A 16,694-nucleotide genomic window follows, 5' to 3' on the forward strand; every position below is an offset into this window, starting at 1 on the left:
AGAAGTCTTCACGCGTACACAACCGAGCCGCTTGAGCCTTCCGCTTGCCCGGCGGGCATGCGGGGTCGACAATCTTCTTGTCTGCATCGGGCAAGCTCCGGCAACGGACCACGCTCGAAACGCATCACCAAGGAGACGCTGCGATGTCCTCCATCAACTATGAGCCGGGCCCCGCTCTCCCGAAGCTGCCGGATCGCATGCGCGCGATGGTGCTCGAACGTCCTTTCGAGCCGCTGAAAGCCGTTGAACTGCCGCGCCCCATGCCGCAAGCCGGCCAGGTTCTGCTCCGGGTCGAAGCCTGCGGCGTCTGCCGCACCGACCTGCACCTGATCGACGGCGAACTGCCCGACCCCGTGCTGCCGATGGTTCCCGGCCACGAGATCGTCGGCCGCGTCGCCGCGATCGGCAGCGGCGTGCAGGGCTTCGGCATCGGCCAGCGCATGGGCGTGCCCTGGCTGGGCTGGACCTGCGGCCATTGCGCCTACTGCAGCAGCCAGCGCGAGAACCTGTGCGACGAGGCCCGCTTCACCGGCTACCAGATCCACGGCGGCTATGCGGAATTCACCCTCGCCGACGTGCGCTACTGCTTTCCGCTCGACGACACGCTCGATGCCGCCGAAGCCGCGCCGCTGCTGTGCGCCGGCCTGATCGGCTACCGGGCGCTGGCGATGGCCGGCGACGCGCGGCGGCTGGGCATCTACGGCTTCGGCGCCGCCGCCCACATCATCTGCCAGGTCGCCGTCTGGCAAGGACGCGAAATCTACGCCTTCACCCGCCGCGACGATGCAGCCAGCCGCGACTTTGCACGGACGCTCGGCGCCCACTGGGCCGGTCCGTCGGACGAGTTGCCGCCGCAGCCGCTGGACGCCGCGCTGATCTTCGCCCCGGCGGGCGAACTGGTGCCGGCCGCGCTGCGGGCGCTAGGCAAGGGCGGCAGCGTGGTCTGTGCGGGCATCCACATGAGCGACATCCCCTCCTTCCCCTACGGCATCCTGTGGGGCGAACGCCGCATCATGTCGGTCGCCAACCTGACCCGGCGCGACGGCGACGAATTCCTCGCCCTGGCTGCCCGCGTACCCGTACGCACCGAAGTGACGCGCTTCGCGCTGGCCGAGGCCAACGACGCCCTCGAGCGTCTGCGCCGCGGCGCGCTGCAGGGCGCCGCGGTGCTGATTCCCTGATGGAAGCGTAACGGCAAGCTTCAGGATGAGGCCGAAGCGGCGCCGGATTCGAACCGGATCATGGCGACCAGACAGCCCCCAACCGTTCCCATTGGAAACAACCGCCTCGACTTGCAGGATACCCACTCCAGCCACCATCACTCCAACAATCGGGCTTGCCGTTCTGCATCAACTGTTTAAAATTACAGCCATCCACAAGGAGGCTGTCATGACCGCCCGCAGCGAAAACCTCACCGCCCGCCAGCAGGAAATCCTCGATTTCATCCGCGCCACCGTCGAAAGCGAAGGCCGCCCCCCCACCCGCGCCGAAGTCTGCACCGCCTTCGGTTTCCGCTCGCCCAACGCGGCCGAAACCCATCTGCGCGCGCTTGCCGCCAAGGGCGCGATCCTGCTGGAAGAAGGCCGCGCGCGCGGCATCCGCCTGGCCGAGGCGCTGGGCCTGCCGCTGGTCGGCCGTGTCGCCGCCGGCAGCCCGATCCTGGCGGCGGAGCACGTCGAAACCCGGCTCCAGCTCGACCCCGCCCTGTTCTCGCCGCGCGCCGACTACCTGCTGCGGGTGCGCGGCATGAGCATGCGCGACGCCGGCATCCTCGACGGCGACCTGATCGCCGTGCATCGCAGCCCCGAGGCGCGCAACGGCCAGATCGTCGTCGCCCGGCTGGAAGACGAGGTCACCGTCAAGACGCTGCAGCGCAAGGGGCCGCTGGTCGAGCTGCTGCCCGCCAACCCCGACTTCGAGCCCATCGTCGTCGACACCCGGCGCGATCCGCTGGCCATCGAAGGCGTCATGGTCGGCCTGATCCGCCAGGATCACTGAGTTTCCCTTTTCCCTGCCGCACACCGGCGGATCACGCGGAGCATGCCGTGGCCCAGTTGCTCGAGAACCTGCCCGCCGGCCTCGTCTGGCAGGGCGCGCAACTGGCGCGGCCGCCCGGCGACAGCCTGCCCACCGGCTTCCCGGCGCTCGATGCGGAGCTGCCCGGCGGCGGCTGGCCGGCCGGTGCGTTGATCGAGCTGCTGGCCGAACATCCCGGCGTGGGCGAGTTGTCCCTGCTGCTGCCGCTGATGCGCAAGGCCGGTGCCGAGCGCTGGATCGCCTGCATCGCGCCGCCATTACTGCCTTATGCGCCGGCACTGGCCACCGCCGGCGTGCCGCTGCAGCGCCTGCTGCTGATCCAGCCCGGCACTGCGGCGGAAGCCCTTTGGGCGACTCGCCAGGCAACGGCCAGCGGCGCCTGCGCCCTGGTGCTGGCCTGGCTTGCGCAGCCCGACACCGCTGCGCTGCGCCGCCTGCAGCTGGCCGCCGAAGAAAGCGCCACGCCTCTGTTCCTGTTCCGCAACCGCGGCATGGCACGCCATGCCTCGCCCGCCCCGCTGCGGCTGGCCCTGGCGCCCACGGCCGGAGGGCTGCGCATCGACATTCTGAAGCGGCGTGGGCCGCCTGCCTCGCGCCCTGTGCTGCTGCGCTGGCACGACGCCGCCGCGACGAACGACACCTGTGCCGACGCGGCGGCCGAAGACACACCGCGCCTCGTCCTCGTCGGCTGAACGGCCATGTCGTGGCTCGCAATCAAGCTGCCTGAGCTTCCGCTGCAGGTTTTCACCCGCGGCCTGGCCGATGAAGACAGGCCGCTCGCTGTGGTCGGCACCAGCCGCCGTAGCGGCGGCCGCCGTGACGACGGCCGCCGCAAGCGCATCCTGGCCGCCAACGCTGCCGCCCGCGCCCAGGGCGTCTTTACCGGCCAGGCCCTGTCGGCTGCGCAGGCCATGTCGCCAACGCTGCAGCTGCAGGCCCGCCAGCACGCACGCGAAGCCGCCCTGCTGGCCGAAATCGCCTGCTGGGCCGGGCGCTTCACGCCGCGTATCAGCCTTGCTCCGCCCGACGCCGTGCTGCTCGAGATCGGCGCCAGCCTGCGCCTGTTCGGCGGTGTGGGCGCGATCCGCCGGCAAGCCCGCGAAGGCCTGCTGCAGCTCGGTGTCGATGCCCGCATCGCCTGTGCGCCCACGCCGCTGGCCGCCTGCTGGTTCGCCGCCTGCGGCCAGGAGCCGGCGGCAGGCAGCGACTGGCGCAAGGCGCTGGACGGCTTGCCGCTGTCCGTGCTCGGCAGCGGCACGGACAGCGGCGCTGCCGCCCCTCGCTCTGCCGCGGCCTGCTCCGCCGACACGCTCGAACTGCTCGACGGCCTCGGCATCCGCAGCATCGGCGCAGTGCGCACATTGCCGGCAGCAGGCCTCGCCCGCCGCCAGGCCCAGGCGGTCGGCCAGCTGATCGCCCGCGCCCGCGGCGAGTTGCCCGACCCCCGCCCCTGGTTCGAGCCGCCCGCACGCTTCTCGCACGAGTTGGCGCTGCCGGCACCGACCCATCACAGCGAGGCCCTGCTGTTCGCCGCCCGCCGGCTGTTCGCCAGCCTGTCGGCCTGGCTGCAGGCCAGGCATGCGGGCATCGACCATTGCCGCCTGTCGCTGGTGCATGAAGGCAGCGGCGAAACGCCGCTCGACATCGTGCTCGGCCATCCTTCCGACGATGCGGAGCACCTTGCCCTGATTGCGCGCGAGCGCCTGGGCATGCAGGCGCTGCCTGCCGAAATCTGCATCCTGCGCCTGGAGGCCGAACATCCGCTCGAACGCGGCGAGTACGCCAACGATCTGTTCGGCGCCCCCGGGCAGGCCAGGGATACAGCGTTGCGGCTGCTCGACCGCCTGCGCGCACGGCTCGGCGACAGCGCCGTGCGCCGCCTCGAACCATTTGCCGACCACCGCCCGGAAGCCGCCTCGCAGCCCTGCAATGAACAGGCTCGTGGACAGGCAGAGCCTTCTTTCACCCGAAACCTTCGCCCCCTGTGGCTGCTCTCCGCGCCGCGAGCAATCGACCCGCGGCAATACACCCTGCTCGGCAACGCCGAACGCATCGAAAGCGGCTGGTGGGACGAAGGCGACATCCGCCGTGACTACTACCTCGCCCGCCGCGGCGACGACAGCCTGTGCTGGGTTTTCCAGGATCTGACCTCGCCGGACGGCTGGTTCCTGCACGGCTGCTTCGGCTGACCGGATCGCCGCGCCAGGGAACCGTGTTGCGAACGTAGTACACTCCCCGGCACATTTTTCCCGGCCCGCCGGACAAGCACAGACATGCCTTCCCCCTCCTCGCCTCATTCCTCTCCCGCATCCACCGAGCTGCCGGGCGACCTCGCCCGCCGCCGCGCAAGGCTGGGCCTGCTCGCCTTCATCGTCGCGCTGCCGATCTCGTGGTGGCTGTTCAGCAATCTCGAACCGATCTGGGATCGGATCATGCCGCTCGAAGGCCTGCCCTTCATGGCAGGCGCCACGCTGCTCGGTGCGTCGCTGGCGATCGCCCCGCTGGTGGCCGGCATCGGTTTTTTCCTCGCGATCTGGTTCGGCGTGGACAGCGTTTACCTGCCCAGGCGCACGACCAGCGCCGCACTCGACAAACCCATCGTCGCAGTCGGCCTGCTGGTGTGGTTCTCGCCCGTGCTGGCCGCCATTGCCGCTGCCGGGCGCGGCCTGTATGAAGGCCGCATCCATTTCGTGCGCCCGCCGCGCGACTACTTCCTCGCCACCGATCCGATCGCCTTCTGGCAGGGCGTGGGTTTCTGGCTGATCATGGCCGTGCTGTTCGGTTTCCTCGCCTGGCGCTACTGGCGCCCGCGCCTGTTCCCCCACAGCGCGACGCAGGATTGAATTCCATTCCCGCCCGTCCCACGCCGCCCGCGGCACCGCCGGCGGCCTCAAGCATCGCCCGCCAGTTGCTGCACCACGCCTGGCCGGTGCTGGTCGCGCAGGTGCTGTCGATGGGCATGATGATCGCCGACACGCTGATCGCCGGCCGCTACGGCACGGCCGACCTCGCTTCAGTGGCGATCGGCAACGGGCTCTACATCTCGGTGGTGATGTTGCTGGTCGGCGTGCTGCAGGCAGTGGCGCCGACGATCGCCCACCATGTCGGCGGCGGGCGGACCGGCGAAATCGGGCCGGCCCTGCAGCAGGGTTTCTGGCTGGCGCTGATGCTGGCCGTGCCGGGCTGCCTGGTGCTCGGCCAGCCGGATGCCCTGCTCCGCCTCGCCCGCGTGCCGCCCGAGATTGCCGAAGGGGCCGGCGCCTACCTGCGCGCCACGGCCTTCGGCCTGCCGGCGGTGCTGCTCTACCGCACTTTCTACGCCTTCAACAACGCCGTCGGACGACCACGGGTGCTGATGGCCATCAGCCTGATCGCCGTTTGCGCGCATGTGCCGCTTGCCTGGTCGCTGACCCACGGCCTGTTCGCCTTCTCCGGCCTGCCCGCGCTCGGCGGCCTCGGCTGCGGCATCTCGACCGCCATCGTCAGTTGGCTGGGGCTGGGCTGCGGCCTGCTGCACCTGCTGCGCAGCCCGGCCTATCGCCAGTACGCGATCTTTTCACGCTGGCAGGCCCCGCGCCCGCGCACGATCGGCGCTTTGTTGCGCCTGGGCCTGCCGATGGGCTTTTCCACCTTCATCGAGATCACCTCCTTCACGCTGATCGCGCTGTTCGCCGCCCGCCTCGGCTCCGAGGCGGTGGCCGGCCACCGGGTGGTCGCCAACCTCTCAGCGCTGGTTTACATGCTGCCGCTGGCGATGTCGATCGCCACCCTGGTGCTGGTCGGGCAGGCCGCCGGCGCGCACGACTGGGCGCGCGCCCGCGCGACGGTGAAAGTCAGCCTGTGGCTGAGTTCCGGCTTCGCCATCCTGATCGGTATCGGCCTGTGGCTGCTGCGCGAGCCGGTGATCGGCCTGTCATCGACCGACCCGGCGGTACGCACGGTGGCGCTCGGCCTGATCGTCTACATCTGCATCTATCAACTGACCGACGCGATCCAGACCGTGGCCGCGCACGCCTTGCGCGGCTTCAAGGTCACGCTGCTGCCGATGCTGCTGCATACCCTGTGCTTCTGGGGCGTCGGCCTGGGCGGCGGCTACTGGGCCGCTTACCACGCCTTCGGCCGCGAGACGGCACCCAGCGTCGCCGGCTTCTGGGAAGCCAGCGTGGCCGCGACCGTGCTGGCTTCGATGCTGTTCGGCTGGTTGCTGACAAGGGTGATGGGACGCCAGCAGGCGTCCCAAGGCAGCTGAACCCCAGCCGTTCAGGCAGCCCGGCCCAACCAGCCCCGGCGCAGCTTCAATGCTCCGGCGGATGCCTTGGCCGCAAGCTTCAGGCTGATCTTGTCGACGACCGGCTCGCCCAATACCACGCTGAACATCATCAACTCGTCGCGGCGGAAAGCGTGAATCTCCGCTCCGTCGCCGGGCTGCCGGCGGGCCAGCATGTCGTCGAGCGCCTTGCCGCTGCCTAGCTTCAAGCCGTCGAGCGCGATCAGCACATCGCCTGCCGACAGCCCGGCCGCCTGTGCCGCACCGCCGTCATGGACGGTGGCGAGCCTGCATTCGCCATTGCCGGCCGCCAGCTTGATACCGAGCGACGGCGCCGCAGCCGTCGGCTCTGCCTGCCAGTCGATGCCGAAACCCCTCAGCAGCTTGGCCAGTGGCAGGTCGTCGGTGCCTTCGACCGTAGTCTTCAACCAGCGCGCCAGCTTTGGCCCCAATGTTTTGCCGCCGACTTCGCGCACAGCTTCGAAAATGCCTTCTTCCTCCACCCCCAAGCCGGTCTGGCCGTGGCGCTGCCACAGCAGGCGCATCACGTCGTCCAGGCTGATGCGACCGTCGCTGCCGGCGCGCAGTTGCAGGTCGAGCGCGAGCGCGATCAACGCGCCCTTGGTGTAATAGCTGACGATGGCGTTGGGCGCGTTCTCGTCCTGGCGGTAGTACTTGGTCCATGCATCGAAGGACGACTCCGCCACGCTCTGCTTGGTCCGCCCGTTGCCGCGCAGCACGGCGGAAACGGTCTTGCCGAGCAGGCCGAGATAGTCCTCGGGCGTGATCACGCCGCTGCGCACCAGCGCGAGGTCGTCGTAATACGAGGTGAAGCCTTCGAAGGCCCACAGCAGGCGGGTGTAGTTCTCCTGTGTGAGGTCGTAAGGTGTGAAGGCTGCCGGCTTGATGCGCTTGACGTTCCAGGTATGGAAATACTCGTGGCTGCACAGGCCGAGAAAGCTCTTGTAGCCGTCGGGCAGGCCTTCCATGCCCTTCCACGGCAGGTCGGCGCGGCTGCACAGCAGCGCGGTCGAAGCGCGATGCTCCAGCCCGCCATAACCGTCGCCCACCACCATGGTCAGGAAAGCGTAGTAATCCATCGGCGGCGGCGCGCCGAACAGCTTGATCTGCCATTCGCAGATCCGCTGCAGGTCCTTGCACAGGCGCTCGAGGTCGCAATCGTGACGGCCGGTCAGCACCACGTCGTGGGTGGTGCCGGCGGCCTCGAAATGGCCTAGGGCGAAGCTGCCCATCTCGACCGGGTGATCGATCAGCTCGTCGTAGTCTGCGGCGCGATACCAGCCGAAACCGTAGGGCCGCGCCGCACCGACGACGCCGTGTGCAAGCGGCAAGGCGGTGGCGACTTTCCAGTCGCGGTATTCGGCGCCATCCGGCCGCTCGATGTCGACCAGGCAAGGACGATCGGTGCGCCCTTCCACCGCCAGGAACACGCTGGTGCCGTTGAAGAAGCCGTGGGTGCCGTCCAGATGGGCGGCGCGTACCGACAGATCCCAAGCATAGACCTCGTAGTGCAGGCAAAGCACGCCGCCGTCCGCCAGGGGCGCGGCACGCCAGCTGTGCTTGTCGAGCTTGTCGACCGGCCAGGGTTCGCCATCCAGCTCGGCGCGCAGTGTGACGATGTTGCGCGCGAACTCGCGGATCATGTAGCTGCCCGGAATCCACGCCGGCAGGCGGAAGACCTGGCCGGCCGGATCGGGATCGCGGACGGTGCAGCTCACATGGAAAAGATGGGCGCCGGGATTGGCCGGGCGGATACGGTATTCGACGGCGGGCAAGGCGGAAGGCATCGTGTCGCGGGTCCGGTTGTCAGCGGGATTGGCACGGGGCTCGAACCTTCGTGCGGAAAGCCCTGTATTTACCATCCTGCATCGCCCACGTCGACCCGGGCTGCCGCCGCGCGCGCCTCGCCTCGCAGCCCTCCTGTCCGCTGCTCCGGCTCCGTCGCCGCTCAGCCGCCAGCCGGACGCCGCTTCAGCAGCAGGCCGCTTTCGAGATGATGGGTATAGGGAAACTGGTCGAACACCGCGGCGGCAGCGATCCCGTGCGTATCGTGCAGCGCGGCGACGTTGTCGCGCAGCGTGGCCGGGTTGCAGGACACGTACAGGATGCGCTCGAAGCCGCGGGCAAGCGCGACCGTGGCCGCGTCCAGGCCGCTGCGCGGCGGATCGACGAACAGCGTCGAGAAGCGGTAGCCGCCGAGGTCGATTTCCTTCATGCGGCGGTATTCCCGCCCGCCCGCCAGCGCGTCGCTGATCTCGTCGCTCGACATCCGCACCATGGCGACGTTGCCGATGCCGTTGGCGTCCAGGTTGTAATTGGCCGCGCGCACCGAGGACTTGCTGACCTCGGTCGCCAGCACCTTGCCGAAGGCCGGCGCCAGCGCCACGGTGAAGTTGCCGTTGCCGCAATACAGTTCCAGCAGGTCGCCGCCGGCATCCGCCACCTGGCGGGAGGCCCAGCCCAGCATCTGCCGGTTAACGCCGGCATTGGGCTGGGTGAAGCTACCTTCGATCTGCTGGTAGCGCAGCGTGCGGCCGTCGAGCTCGAAGGATTCCAGCAGCCAGTCGCGGCCGAGCACGATCTTCTGCTTGCGGCTGCGGCCGATGAGCTGCACGCCGAAGCGGTCCGCCAGCGCCTGCGCCGCTTCCACCCAGTCGTCGCCGAGCGGGCGGTGGTAGATCAGGCTCGCCATCAGCTCGCCGCTGTGGGTGGCGAGGAACTCCACCTGGAACAGCTTGCGCTTGAGCACTTCGCTGTCCTGCAAGGCATCGCGCAGGCGCGGCATCAGTTCGCGGATCGGCTGCGCCGCGGCGGGGAAATCCTCGATCAGCACGACTTTCTTGTCGTCGCCGGCGGTCTCGAACATCGCATAGTCGATGCGCCCGCCGTGGTGCCACAGGCGGAACTCCGCGCGCATGCGGTAGTTCAGCGGCGCCGAGCGGAAGACTTCCGGCTCGGGCAGGCCGAAATCGGCGAAATCCCGCTTGAAGGCGGCGAGCTTGGCGGCCAGTTGAGATTCGTACTGGGCGGGGTCGATGCGGTCGGACGGCATGGCAGGCAGGGCGGTGGTGAGGGCGGAAGCCGAAGGGCGCAAGAGTATACGACGGCGGGCGATGCCCGGCCATGAACGGGAAAGGCGGATGAGAAAAGCCCCCACGCTCATCCGCTGCGCGGACTCGCTGCCCCCCAAGGGGGGTTTTTCGTCCTGGGGCGGCCCAAGACGAAAAAAAGCCCCGGAACGGGTTCCGGGGCGCAAGTGCCGACGACCGAGGAGACGGGAGAAGCCATCAGCATGAAAAAAGACGGGGCTGCGACCGGACCCTTGAGCGGTCCCGGCGCTTTATTCACCGGTGCCATCGGCCGCGCCCGCCGCGCGCCCCGCGCATACGCACTTCTGCATCCGGCCCAGCACCTCGAGCACGAGATCGCTTTCCGGCATGACCCGGCACGCCAGCACCACGCCCGCCGCGAGGTCTTCGGCGCCGACGTGCTGGCAGCTCATCGCCCGGCAGCGGTAGCGCCCCGCGGTGATGCGGATCTTGCACACGCCGCAGCCGCCGCCCCGGCAGCCCAGCGGAATGCCGCGCCGGCCGAGCCGCGCCATGCCGTCGAGCACCGATTCGTCGCTGCCGCAGGCATAGTGCTCGCCGGTGCCGGCGATCTCGACGTCGTGCCTCACGCGCCCCGGCCCCGCCGCGCTCACGCCGCGCCGTCCGCCGCCCGCAGCGCCCGCGCGCGCACTTCGTCGGCGCGCAGCTCGCTCGCCGGGCGGCCGCCGATCGCCCAGTCCTCCGGATGCACGCGGGTGCAGCTGCCCCTGACCAGCGCCCGCTCCACGCCCAGGATGTCGACGAGCAGCGTGGTGAAGCCGGCGAGCAGGCGCTGGCGCTCTTCCAGCGGCCGGCCTTCGAGGACGATGAAGTCGAACACCGGCGCATGCGGCCCGCCATCGCCGACCAACTCGCCGGCGACCAGAACGTGCGCCGGCGCGTGCCGCGTGATGAAGGCCCGCACCCGCTCCAGCGGCGCGCGCAGCACCTCGCAGTAGAGCGCGCAGGCGGCCTTCAGCAGCGCCGCTTCCTGCTGCGGCGTCGCCCGTCCTTCGACCAGATGGAAATTGACGACCGGCATGTGAGTCTCCTTGTCAGGCAAGCCCTGGCCCCGGGGCTCAAGGCAGCCCGCGCCGCCTTCCGGCGTCGAGCATGAAGGTGCTGCCGGTCATCGCGTCGGCTTCGGGGTCGAGCAGCAGGGCCACCGCCCAGGCCACCTGCGCCGGCGTCGTGAACGCGCCGATCGAGGATTCGGCGCGCATCTGCGCCATCACGTCCTCGACCGTGATGCCGCGCAGCACGGCGCGGTCGGCGGCGACGCGGTGCAGGCGTTCGGTGTCGGCCGGCCCGGGCGCGATCAGGTGGGCGGTGACGCCGGCCGCGCCGTGGGCGAGGCTCAATTGCCGCATCAGGTTGCCCAGCGCCGCGTTGGCGATGCCCGCGGCGGCGGCGTAGGCGGTCGGCTCCAGCCCGTAATGCCCGCCGATCGCGACCAGCCGCGAACCGCGCACCAGCCGCAGCTCGACCGCGCGCACCAGCCGCAGCATGCCGCCCACCTTGATGTTGACCGCATCCACGACCGCCGCCGCCGGCGCCGAGGCGATGCCGCCGGCCACGGCGACGCCGGGGCCATGCACCACCATCCGCACCGGGCGGTCGACGCTGGCGGCGATCTGCGCGACGGCTTCGTCGGCGGCGATGTCGGCGACGCAGGCGCGCACCTGCGGATGGCGCACAAGCAGCGCGTCGAGCACGGCCGCGGTGCGCGACACTGCCACCACGCCCAGCCCGCGATCGCACAGGCGCGCGACGATGTGCTGGCCGAAGGCGCCGGTCGCGCCGACCACCACGGCGAGTTCGGACGGTTCGCCGGACATCAGGCCGCACCCTCCAGCCCGCGCGCCTTGGCCATGGTCATGGCGGTATCCATGATCATGTCCTCCTGGCCGCCGATCATCTTCTTGCGCCCGAGCTCGACGAGGATGTCGCGCGCGGAGACCCCGGTGCGCTTGGCCGCGCGCCTGGCGTGCAGCAGGAAGGTGGAATACACGCCGGCGAAGCCCAGCGTCAGCGATTCGCGGTCGACCCGCACGAGGTGGTCCATCATCGGCACGATGATGTCCTCGGCGACATCCATCAGCTTGAACAGATCCACGCCGGTGTCCATGCCCATGCGCTCGCAGACCGCGGCGAACACCTCCAGCGGGGTGTTGCCTGCACCCGCGCCCAGCCCGGCCACCGAGCCGTCGATGCGGGTGGCGCCGGCCTCGATCGCGGCGATCGAGTTGGCGATGCCCATGCCCAGGTTGTGGTGGCCGTGGAAGCCGATCGCGGTCGCCGGGTCGAGCGCCTCGCGCAGCGCGGCGACGCGCGCGCGCACGTCCTCCGGCAGCATGTAGCCGGCCGAGTCGGTGACATACACCGTGTGGGCGCCGTAGGACTCCATCAGCTTGCCCTGCTCGGCGATGCCGGCCGGGTCGTTGAGGTGGGCCATCATCAGGAAGCCGGTGGTATCCATGCCGAGCTTGCGCGCGAAGGCGATGTGCTGCGGCGAGGTGTCGGCCTCGGTGCAGTGCGTCGCCACATGCACGCTGCGCGCGCCGGCGTCGAAGGCCGCCTGCAGTTCCTTCATCGTCCCCAGGCCGGGAATCAGCAGCACCGAGACCTTGGCCTGCTTCATCCGCGACGCCACCGCGGCGATGTATTCCTCGTTGCTCGCCAGCGCGAAGCCGTGCTGCAGCGAGTTGCCGCCCAGGCCCGCGCCGTGCGTCACCTGAATGTAGGGGATGCCGGCATCGTCGAGCGCGCAGGCGACCTTCACCATCTGCTCGACGCCGATCTGTTCGCGCTTGGCATGCATGCCGTCGCGCAGGCACATGTCGTGCAGGACGACCTTGCGGCCCTTCAGGGATTGCGTTGCGCTCATCACGCCACCTCCGTCGCTTTCAGCTTGATCTTTCCGGCCAGGATTTCCTCGGCGAACATCTCGGCGGTGCGGGTCGCAGCCGCAGTCATGATGTCGAGGTTGCCGGCGTACCGGGGCAGGTAGTCGCCCAGGCCCGCGACCTCCATGAACACCGAAACCTTGTTGCCGTCGTAGATCGGGCCGTTGACGAGCTTGTAGCCCGGCACGTACTGCTGCACCTCGCCGATCATCCGCAGGATGGAGTCGGTGATGCGGGCCTCGTCCGGCGCTTCGTCGGTCAGGCAGTAGATCGTGTTGCGCATGATCAGCGGCGGCTCGGCGGGGTTGATGATGGCCAGCGCCTTGCCCTTCCTGGCGCCGCCGACGCGCTCGATGGCGCTGGACGTGGTGTAGGTGAATTCGTCCAGGTTGGCGCGCGTGCCCGGCCCCACCGATTTCGACGACAGGCTGGCGACGATCTCGGCGTAGCCCACGCCCTGCACGCGCGACACCGCGTTGACGATGGGAATCGTCGCCTGGCCAGCGCAGGAGATCATGTTGACGTTCATCTCGACCCGGTCGGCATGCTCGCGCAGGTTGACCGGCGGCACGCACAGCGGCCCGATGGCGGCCGGCGTCAGGTCGATCATCATCACCCCCAGTTCGTTGAGCTTGCGGCTGTTCTCCGCATGCACGTAGGCGCTGGTGGCGTCGAAGGCGATCTGGATGCCGTCCTCCAGCACGTGCGGCAGCAGGCCGTCCACGCCTTCGGCGGTGGTCTTGAGGCCCATTTCGCGGGCGCGCGCCAAGCCCTCGGAGGCGGGGTCGATGCCCACCATCCAGACCGGCTCGAGCACCGGGCTGCGCTTGATCTTGTAGATGAGATCGGTGCCGATGTTGCCGGAGCCGATCAGGGCGCATCGAATCTTCTTCATGGGTTCTGCTCCTGCAATGCCGCGCGCCGCTGGCGTTCCGCGCGCTCGGCCATGGTCAGTCCGGCGACGAAGAACTCCTCCGTGCCGTGTTCGGTGATGAGGATGCGCACCGTCTCCGGGCTGCATCCCAGGCTGCGCGACACCGCCTCGGTGACGGCGCCGGCCACCGCGCGCTTCTGCTCGTCGCTGCGGCCCTGCATCATGTGCATTTCGATGATTGGCATCTGTCGTCTCCGGCTTTCCGCCCCGTTCAATCGACGAAGCGCATCGACACGCTGCCCAGTTCCTGGAAGCGCGCGACCACGCTGTCGCCCGGCCGCACGGGGACGGCCTCGGTGATGCCGCCGCTCATGACGAAGCTGCCGGCGGGCAGGGTCTCGCCCAGCTCGGCAAGGATGTTCACCAGCATCGCGACCGCGTCCGCCGGATGGCCGAGCACTGCCGCCGAGGCGCCCATGCCGACGATCTCGCCGTTCTTCTCCAGCACCGCACCGAGCGTGCGCAGGTCCAGCTCGTCCACCAGGCGGGCGCGGCCGCCGCCGACGAAGCGCGCCGACGAGCCGTTGTCGGCGACCACGCTGGCGAGGTCGAACTTGAAGCCGGAAAAGCGCGAATCGATGATCTCCACCGTGGGCAGCACGTAATCCGTGGCCTCGAGCACGTCCTGGCGCGTGCAGCCGGGGCCGGCGAGCGCCTTCCTCATGACGAAGGCCACTTCGCACTCGACGCGCGGATGGACGAGGTCGGACGTCGATATCGCGGCATTCTCGGCGCGCGCCATGCGGTCGGTCAGGAAGCCGATCGAGGGCACGTTGACGCCCATCTGGCGCATCTTCGCCTGCGAGGTCAGCCCGGCCTTCCAGCCCACGTGCCGGTGCCCCTGGGCGACGAAGCGGCGGCGCAGCTCGGTCTGCACGGCGTAGCCGTCGCCGATGGTCATGCCCGGGTATTCGTCGGTCAGCTTGGGAATGGCGCGGGCGCGCAGTTGCGCGCCCTCAACGCGCTCGCACAGGCGCACGACATCCTCGCGCGACAAGGTGATGTTCATGCTCATGCCGCGCTTCTCCCGGAAAATTTCACCCTGCAGCTGCCGAGCCCGCCGACGGTGCACACCAGTTCGTCGCCGTCGGCGACCGGCACCAGCGCCGACTGCGACCCCGACAGGATCACCTCGCCGGCCTTGAACGGAATGCCCAGTTCGCCCAGCGTGTTGGCCAGCCAAGCCACCGCGTTGGCGGGCGAGCCCTGCACCGCCGCGCCGACACCGGTCGAATGCAGCTCGCCGTTCTTTTCGAGCACCATGCCGGCCAGCGTGATGTCCAGCCTGCGCGGGTCGCCACGGCTGGCGCCGAGCACGAACACGCCGCAGGAGGCGTTGTCCGCCACGGTGTCCTGGATGCGGATCTTCCAGTCGGTGATGCGCGAATCGACGATCTCGAAACACGGCACCACGTAGTCGGTGGCACGGATCACGTCCATCGCCGTGACGCCCGGCCCCTTCAGGTCCTCCTTCAGCACGAAGGCCAGCTCGGCCTCCGCCTTGGGCTGGATCAGCGTGCCGAGGTCGATGGCCTCGCCCTCCTCATGCACCATGCCCGAGGTGAGCTGGCCGAAATCCGGCTGGAACACGCCGAGGAAATCCTGTACCGGCTTGCTGGTGACGCCGATCTTCTTGCCGACGATCGTCTCGCCGGCGGCGAGGCGGCGCTCGATGTAGCGCGACTGGATGCGGTAGGCATCCTCCAGCGCGATGTCGGGCTCGCGTTCGACGAGAGGCGCCACCGTGCGGCGCGCGCGCCAGGCGTCGAAAAGCTCGTCGCCCAATTGCCTGATCCTGCTTTCGTCCATGATTCGGCCTCAGAGCTTGACGCAGATGTTGCGCGTCTCGGTGTAGAACTCCAGGGAATGCACCCCGCCCTCGCGCCCGATGCCGGACTGCTTCGAACCGCCGAAAGGCGTGCGCAGGTCGCGCAGGAACCAGCTGTTCACCCAGGTGATGCCCACCTCGACGCGCGCGGCGACTCGGTGCGCGCGCGCCAGGCTGGTGGTCCAGATCGTCGTGGACAGGCCATACACGGTGTCGTTGGCGAGGCCGACGACCTCGTCCTCGGAATCGAAGGGGCGGACATGGCAGCACGGCCCGAAGATTTCCTCGCGCACCACGGCGGCGTCGTCGGCCAGGCCGGTCCAGATCGTCGGCTGCACCCAGGCGCCGCCGGCGAGTTCTTCCGGCATCTCGGGCACGCCGCCGCCGGTGACCACGGTGGCGCCCTCCTCCACCGCCTTGCGGTAGTAGGACAGCACCTTGCGGCGGTGCTCCTGGCTGATCAGCGGCCCGTAGTCGGCATCGCGCGCCTCGGGGCGGCCGTACTTCACCGTCTCGGCCCTGGCCTTGAGCGCCTGCACGAAGCGCGCGAAGATCGGCCGCTCGACATAGACGCGCTCGGTGCCCAGGCAGACCTGGCCGGTGTTGAGGAAGGCGGCGCGGAAGATGCCCTCGACCGCGGCATCGAAATCGCAGTCGGCGAAGACGATGCCGGCGTTCTTGCCGCCCAGCTCGAAGGAGACGTCGCGCATGCCCTCGGAGGCGGCCTTCATGATCGCCGCGCCGGTGCGCGTCTCGCCGGTGAAGGTGATCGCATCGACGCCGGCGTGATGAGTCAGGAATTCGCCGGCCGAGTCCGGCCCGAAGCCGTGGACGACGTTGTAGACGCCCTTCGGCACGCCGACGGCGTTCATCACCTCGCCGAGCAGCGCCGCCGTCTGCGGCGACTCCTCCGACGGCTTGACCACCACGGTGTTGCCGCAGGCCAGCGCCGGCCCCACCTTCCAGGTCATCAGCATGAAGGGCGCGTTCCACGGACAGATGACCCCGACCACGCCCTTGGGCACGCGGATCGCGTAGTTCAGCGCGCCCTGCCCGTCCGGCGTCGCCATGCGGAAGGACTCGGACGCTACGTTCTTGACGACGTCGGCGAAGACCTTGAAATTGGCCGCGCCGCGCGGGATGAACACATGGCGCATGACGTGGCCCGGCTGCCCGGTATCGGCCATCTCGGCGGCGACGAAGTCCTCGAAGCGGCGGGTGATCTCGTTGGCGACGCCATGGAGCAGGTCGACGCGCTGCTCCGTCGTCAGCGCCCCCCACTCGCCCACCAGCGCCGCGCGGGCGGCGCCGACCGCGGCCTCGACCTCGCCGCGCCCCGCCTCGGCGACCGAGGCGATGACGCGGTCGTCGAGCGGCGAGCGCTTGTCGAAGCGGCGGCCCGAGGCCGACGCCAGATATTCGCCCGCGATGAAATTGTCTACAAGACGCATGCTCCCCCCAGGTATGGATGTGTCACTCGTGCCGGCGGCGATACGCCTTGCCCCGACCTTCGAAAACGAGTCTAAGAAAGAAGAGAAATACCGTCTAATACTTTGTTATCTAATTATCGATACCTTTAAAGTATCGATTTGGCGCAACGAAAAGGGAGGCG

At 69.3% G+C, this 16,694-nt stretch carries 17 protein-coding genes; 6 read left to right on the forward strand and 11 right to left on the reverse strand.

What is annotated here, in order from left to right:
* Nucleotides 1–143 precede the first annotated feature (143 nt).
* From QM748_RS05955 to QM748_RS05980, 6 genes are all read left to right on the forward strand, one after another.
* A complete protein-coding gene (locus QM748_RS05955; RefSeq protein WP_415246114.1) occupies nucleotides 144–1,181 on the forward strand; it encodes a zinc-dependent alcohol dehydrogenase family protein in 1,038 nt (345 codons plus the stop codon).
* Between the two features lie 208 nt (nucleotides 1,182–1,389).
* Nucleotides 1,390–1,998 carry a transcriptional repressor LexA gene (gene lexA, locus QM748_RS05960; RefSeq protein ID WP_415246115.1) on the forward strand — a complete coding sequence of 203 codons (609 nt, stop codon included), beginning with the start codon at nucleotides 1,390–1,392 and terminating at the stop codon, nucleotides 1,996–1,998.
* A 47-nt stretch (nucleotides 1,999–2,045) separates the two neighbouring features.
* Complete coding sequence (gene imuA / locus QM748_RS05965; RefSeq protein WP_415246116.1) at nucleotides 2,046–2,729, forward strand: translesion DNA synthesis-associated protein ImuA; 684 nt, start codon at nucleotides 2,046–2,048, stop codon at nucleotides 2,727–2,729.
* Nucleotides 2,730–2,735: 6 nt separating this feature from the next.
* Nucleotides 2,736–4,226, forward strand: coding sequence for a Y-family DNA polymerase (locus QM748_RS05970; RefSeq protein ID WP_415246117.1), 1,491 nt, complete (start codon nucleotides 2,736–2,738; stop codon nucleotides 4,224–4,226).
* Nucleotides 4,227–4,310: 84 nt separating this feature from the next.
* A complete protein-coding gene (locus QM748_RS05975; RefSeq protein ID WP_415246118.1) occupies nucleotides 4,311–4,880 on the forward strand; it encodes a hypothetical protein in 570 nt (189 codons plus the stop codon).
* A complete protein-coding gene (locus QM748_RS05980; RefSeq protein ID WP_415246119.1) occupies nucleotides 4,877–6,286 on the forward strand; it encodes an MATE family efflux transporter in 1,410 nt (469 codons plus the stop codon). The genes QM748_RS05975 and QM748_RS05980 overlap by 4 nt, the downstream gene beginning before the upstream one ends.
* 11 nt (nucleotides 6,287–6,297) lie before the next feature.
* Here the strand turns inward: QM748_RS05980 and QM748_RS05985 are convergent, their stop codons facing one another.
* From QM748_RS05985 to QM748_RS06035, 11 genes are all read right to left on the reverse strand, one after another.
* Nucleotides 6,298–8,112: a M61 family metallopeptidase gene (locus QM748_RS05985; protein ID WP_415246120.1), complete on the reverse strand. Its 1,815-nt coding sequence runs from the start codon at nucleotides 8,110–8,112 to the stop codon at nucleotides 6,298–6,300.
* A gap of 161 nt (nucleotides 8,113–8,273) precedes the next feature.
* A complete protein-coding gene (gene trmA, locus QM748_RS05990; RefSeq protein ID WP_415246121.1) occupies nucleotides 8,274–9,377 on the reverse strand; it encodes a tRNA (uridine(54)-C5)-methyltransferase TrmA in 1,104 nt (367 codons plus the stop codon).
* A gap of 288 nt (nucleotides 9,378–9,665) precedes the next feature.
* Nucleotides 9,666–10,004 carry a 2Fe-2S iron-sulfur cluster-binding protein gene (locus QM748_RS05995; protein ID WP_415246122.1) on the reverse strand — a complete coding sequence of 113 codons (339 nt, stop codon included), beginning with the start codon at nucleotides 10,002–10,004 and terminating at the stop codon, nucleotides 9,666–9,668.
* A 20-nt stretch (nucleotides 10,005–10,024) separates the two neighbouring features.
* Nucleotides 10,025–10,456 (reverse strand): tautomerase family protein, encoded by a 432-nt coding sequence (locus QM748_RS06000; protein ID WP_415246123.1) that lies wholly within the window; start codon nucleotides 10,454–10,456, stop codon nucleotides 10,025–10,027.
* 37 nt (nucleotides 10,457–10,493) lie between these two features.
* Nucleotides 10,494–11,252: an SDR family oxidoreductase gene (locus QM748_RS06005; RefSeq protein ID WP_415246124.1), complete on the reverse strand. Its 759-nt coding sequence runs from the start codon at nucleotides 11,250–11,252 to the stop codon at nucleotides 10,494–10,496.
* A complete protein-coding gene (gene dmpG / locus QM748_RS06010; protein WP_415246125.1) occupies nucleotides 11,252–12,301 on the reverse strand; it encodes a 4-hydroxy-2-oxovalerate aldolase in 1,050 nt (349 codons plus the stop codon). Before dmpG ends, QM748_RS06005 begins: the two co-directional genes overlap by 1 nt.
* Nucleotides 12,301–13,215, reverse strand: coding sequence for an acetaldehyde dehydrogenase (acetylating) (locus QM748_RS06015; RefSeq protein WP_263459411.1), 915 nt, complete (start codon nucleotides 13,213–13,215; stop codon nucleotides 12,301–12,303). Before QM748_RS06015 ends, dmpG begins: the two co-directional genes overlap by 1 nt.
* Nucleotides 13,212–13,469, reverse strand: a complete 258-nt coding sequence (locus QM748_RS06020; RefSeq protein ID WP_415246126.1) for a tautomerase family protein — start codon at nucleotides 13,467–13,469, stop codon at nucleotides 13,212–13,214. Before QM748_RS06020 ends, QM748_RS06015 begins: the two co-directional genes overlap by 4 nt.
* Nucleotides 13,466–14,269 carry a 2-oxo-3-hexenedioate decarboxylase gene (gene dmpH / locus QM748_RS06025; protein WP_415246127.1) on the reverse strand — a complete coding sequence of 268 codons (804 nt, stop codon included), beginning with the start codon at nucleotides 14,267–14,269 and terminating at the stop codon, nucleotides 13,466–13,468. The genes QM748_RS06020 and dmpH overlap by 4 nt, the downstream gene beginning before the upstream one ends.
* Nucleotides 14,266–15,063, reverse strand: coding sequence for a 2-oxopent-4-enoate hydratase (dmpE, locus tag QM748_RS06030; protein WP_415246128.1), 798 nt, complete (start codon nucleotides 15,061–15,063; stop codon nucleotides 14,266–14,268). The genes dmpH and dmpE overlap by 4 nt, the downstream gene beginning before the upstream one ends.
* Nucleotides 15,064–15,072: 9 nt before the next feature.
* Nucleotides 15,073–16,533 (reverse strand): 2-hydroxymuconic semialdehyde dehydrogenase, encoded by a 1,461-nt coding sequence (locus QM748_RS06035; protein ID WP_415246129.1) that lies wholly within the window; start codon nucleotides 16,531–16,533, stop codon nucleotides 15,073–15,075.
* Nucleotides 16,534–16,694 lie beyond the last annotated feature (161 nt).

The sequence above is a fragment of the Thauera sp. genome, from assembly GCF_047601425.1.
GTDB lineage: Bacteria > Pseudomonadota > Gammaproteobacteria > Burkholderiales > Rhodocyclaceae > Thauera.

What these genes read in the sequence shown, in the direction of transcription:
- QM748_RS05955 (WP_415246114.1), top strand. Translation starts at nt 144, where the DNA reads ATGTCCTCCATCAACTATGAGCCGGGCCCCGCTCTCCCGAAGCTGCCG.
- lexA (WP_415246115.1), top strand. Translation starts at nt 1,390, where the DNA reads ATGACCGCCCGCAGCGAAAACCTCACCGCCCGCCAGCAGGAAATCCTC.
- QM748_RS05970 (WP_415246117.1), top strand. Translation starts at nt 2,736, where the DNA reads ATGTCGTGGCTCGCAATCAAGCTGCCTGAGCTTCCGCTGCAGGTTTTC.
- QM748_RS05975 (WP_415246118.1), top strand. Translation starts at nt 4,311, where the DNA reads ATGCCTTCCCCCTCCTCGCCTCATTCCTCTCCCGCATCCACCGAGCTG.
- QM748_RS05985 (WP_415246120.1), bottom strand. Translation starts at nt 8,112, where the DNA reads ATGCCTTCCGCCTTGCCCGCCGTCGAATACCGTATCCGCCCGGCCAAT.
- trmA (WP_415246121.1), bottom strand. Translation starts at nt 9,377, where the DNA reads ATGCCGTCCGACCGCATCGACCCCGCCCAGTACGAATCTCAACTGGCC.
- QM748_RS06000 (WP_415246123.1), bottom strand. Translation starts at nt 10,456, where the DNA reads ATGCCGGTCGTCAATTTCCATCTGGTCGAAGGACGGGCGACGCCGCAG.
- QM748_RS06005 (WP_415246124.1), bottom strand. Translation starts at nt 11,252, where the DNA reads ATGTCCGGCGAACCGTCCGAACTCGCCGTGGTGGTCGGCGCGACCGGC.
- dmpG (WP_415246125.1), bottom strand. Translation starts at nt 12,301, where the DNA reads ATGAGCGCAACGCAATCCCTGAAGGGCCGCAAGGTCGTCCTGCACGAC.
- QM748_RS06015 (WP_263459411.1), bottom strand. Translation starts at nt 13,215, where the DNA reads ATGAAGAAGATTCGATGCGCCCTGATCGGCTCCGGCAACATCGGCACC.
- dmpH (WP_415246127.1), bottom strand. Translation starts at nt 14,269, where the DNA reads ATGAGCATGAACATCACCTTGTCGCGCGAGGATGTCGTGCGCCTGTGC.
- dmpE (WP_415246128.1), bottom strand. Translation starts at nt 15,063, where the DNA reads ATGGACGAAAGCAGGATCAGGCAATTGGGCGACGAGCTTTTCGACGCC.
- QM748_RS06035 (WP_415246129.1), bottom strand. Translation starts at nt 16,533, where the DNA reads ATGCGTCTTGTAGACAATTTCATCGCGGGCGAATATCTGGCGTCGGCC.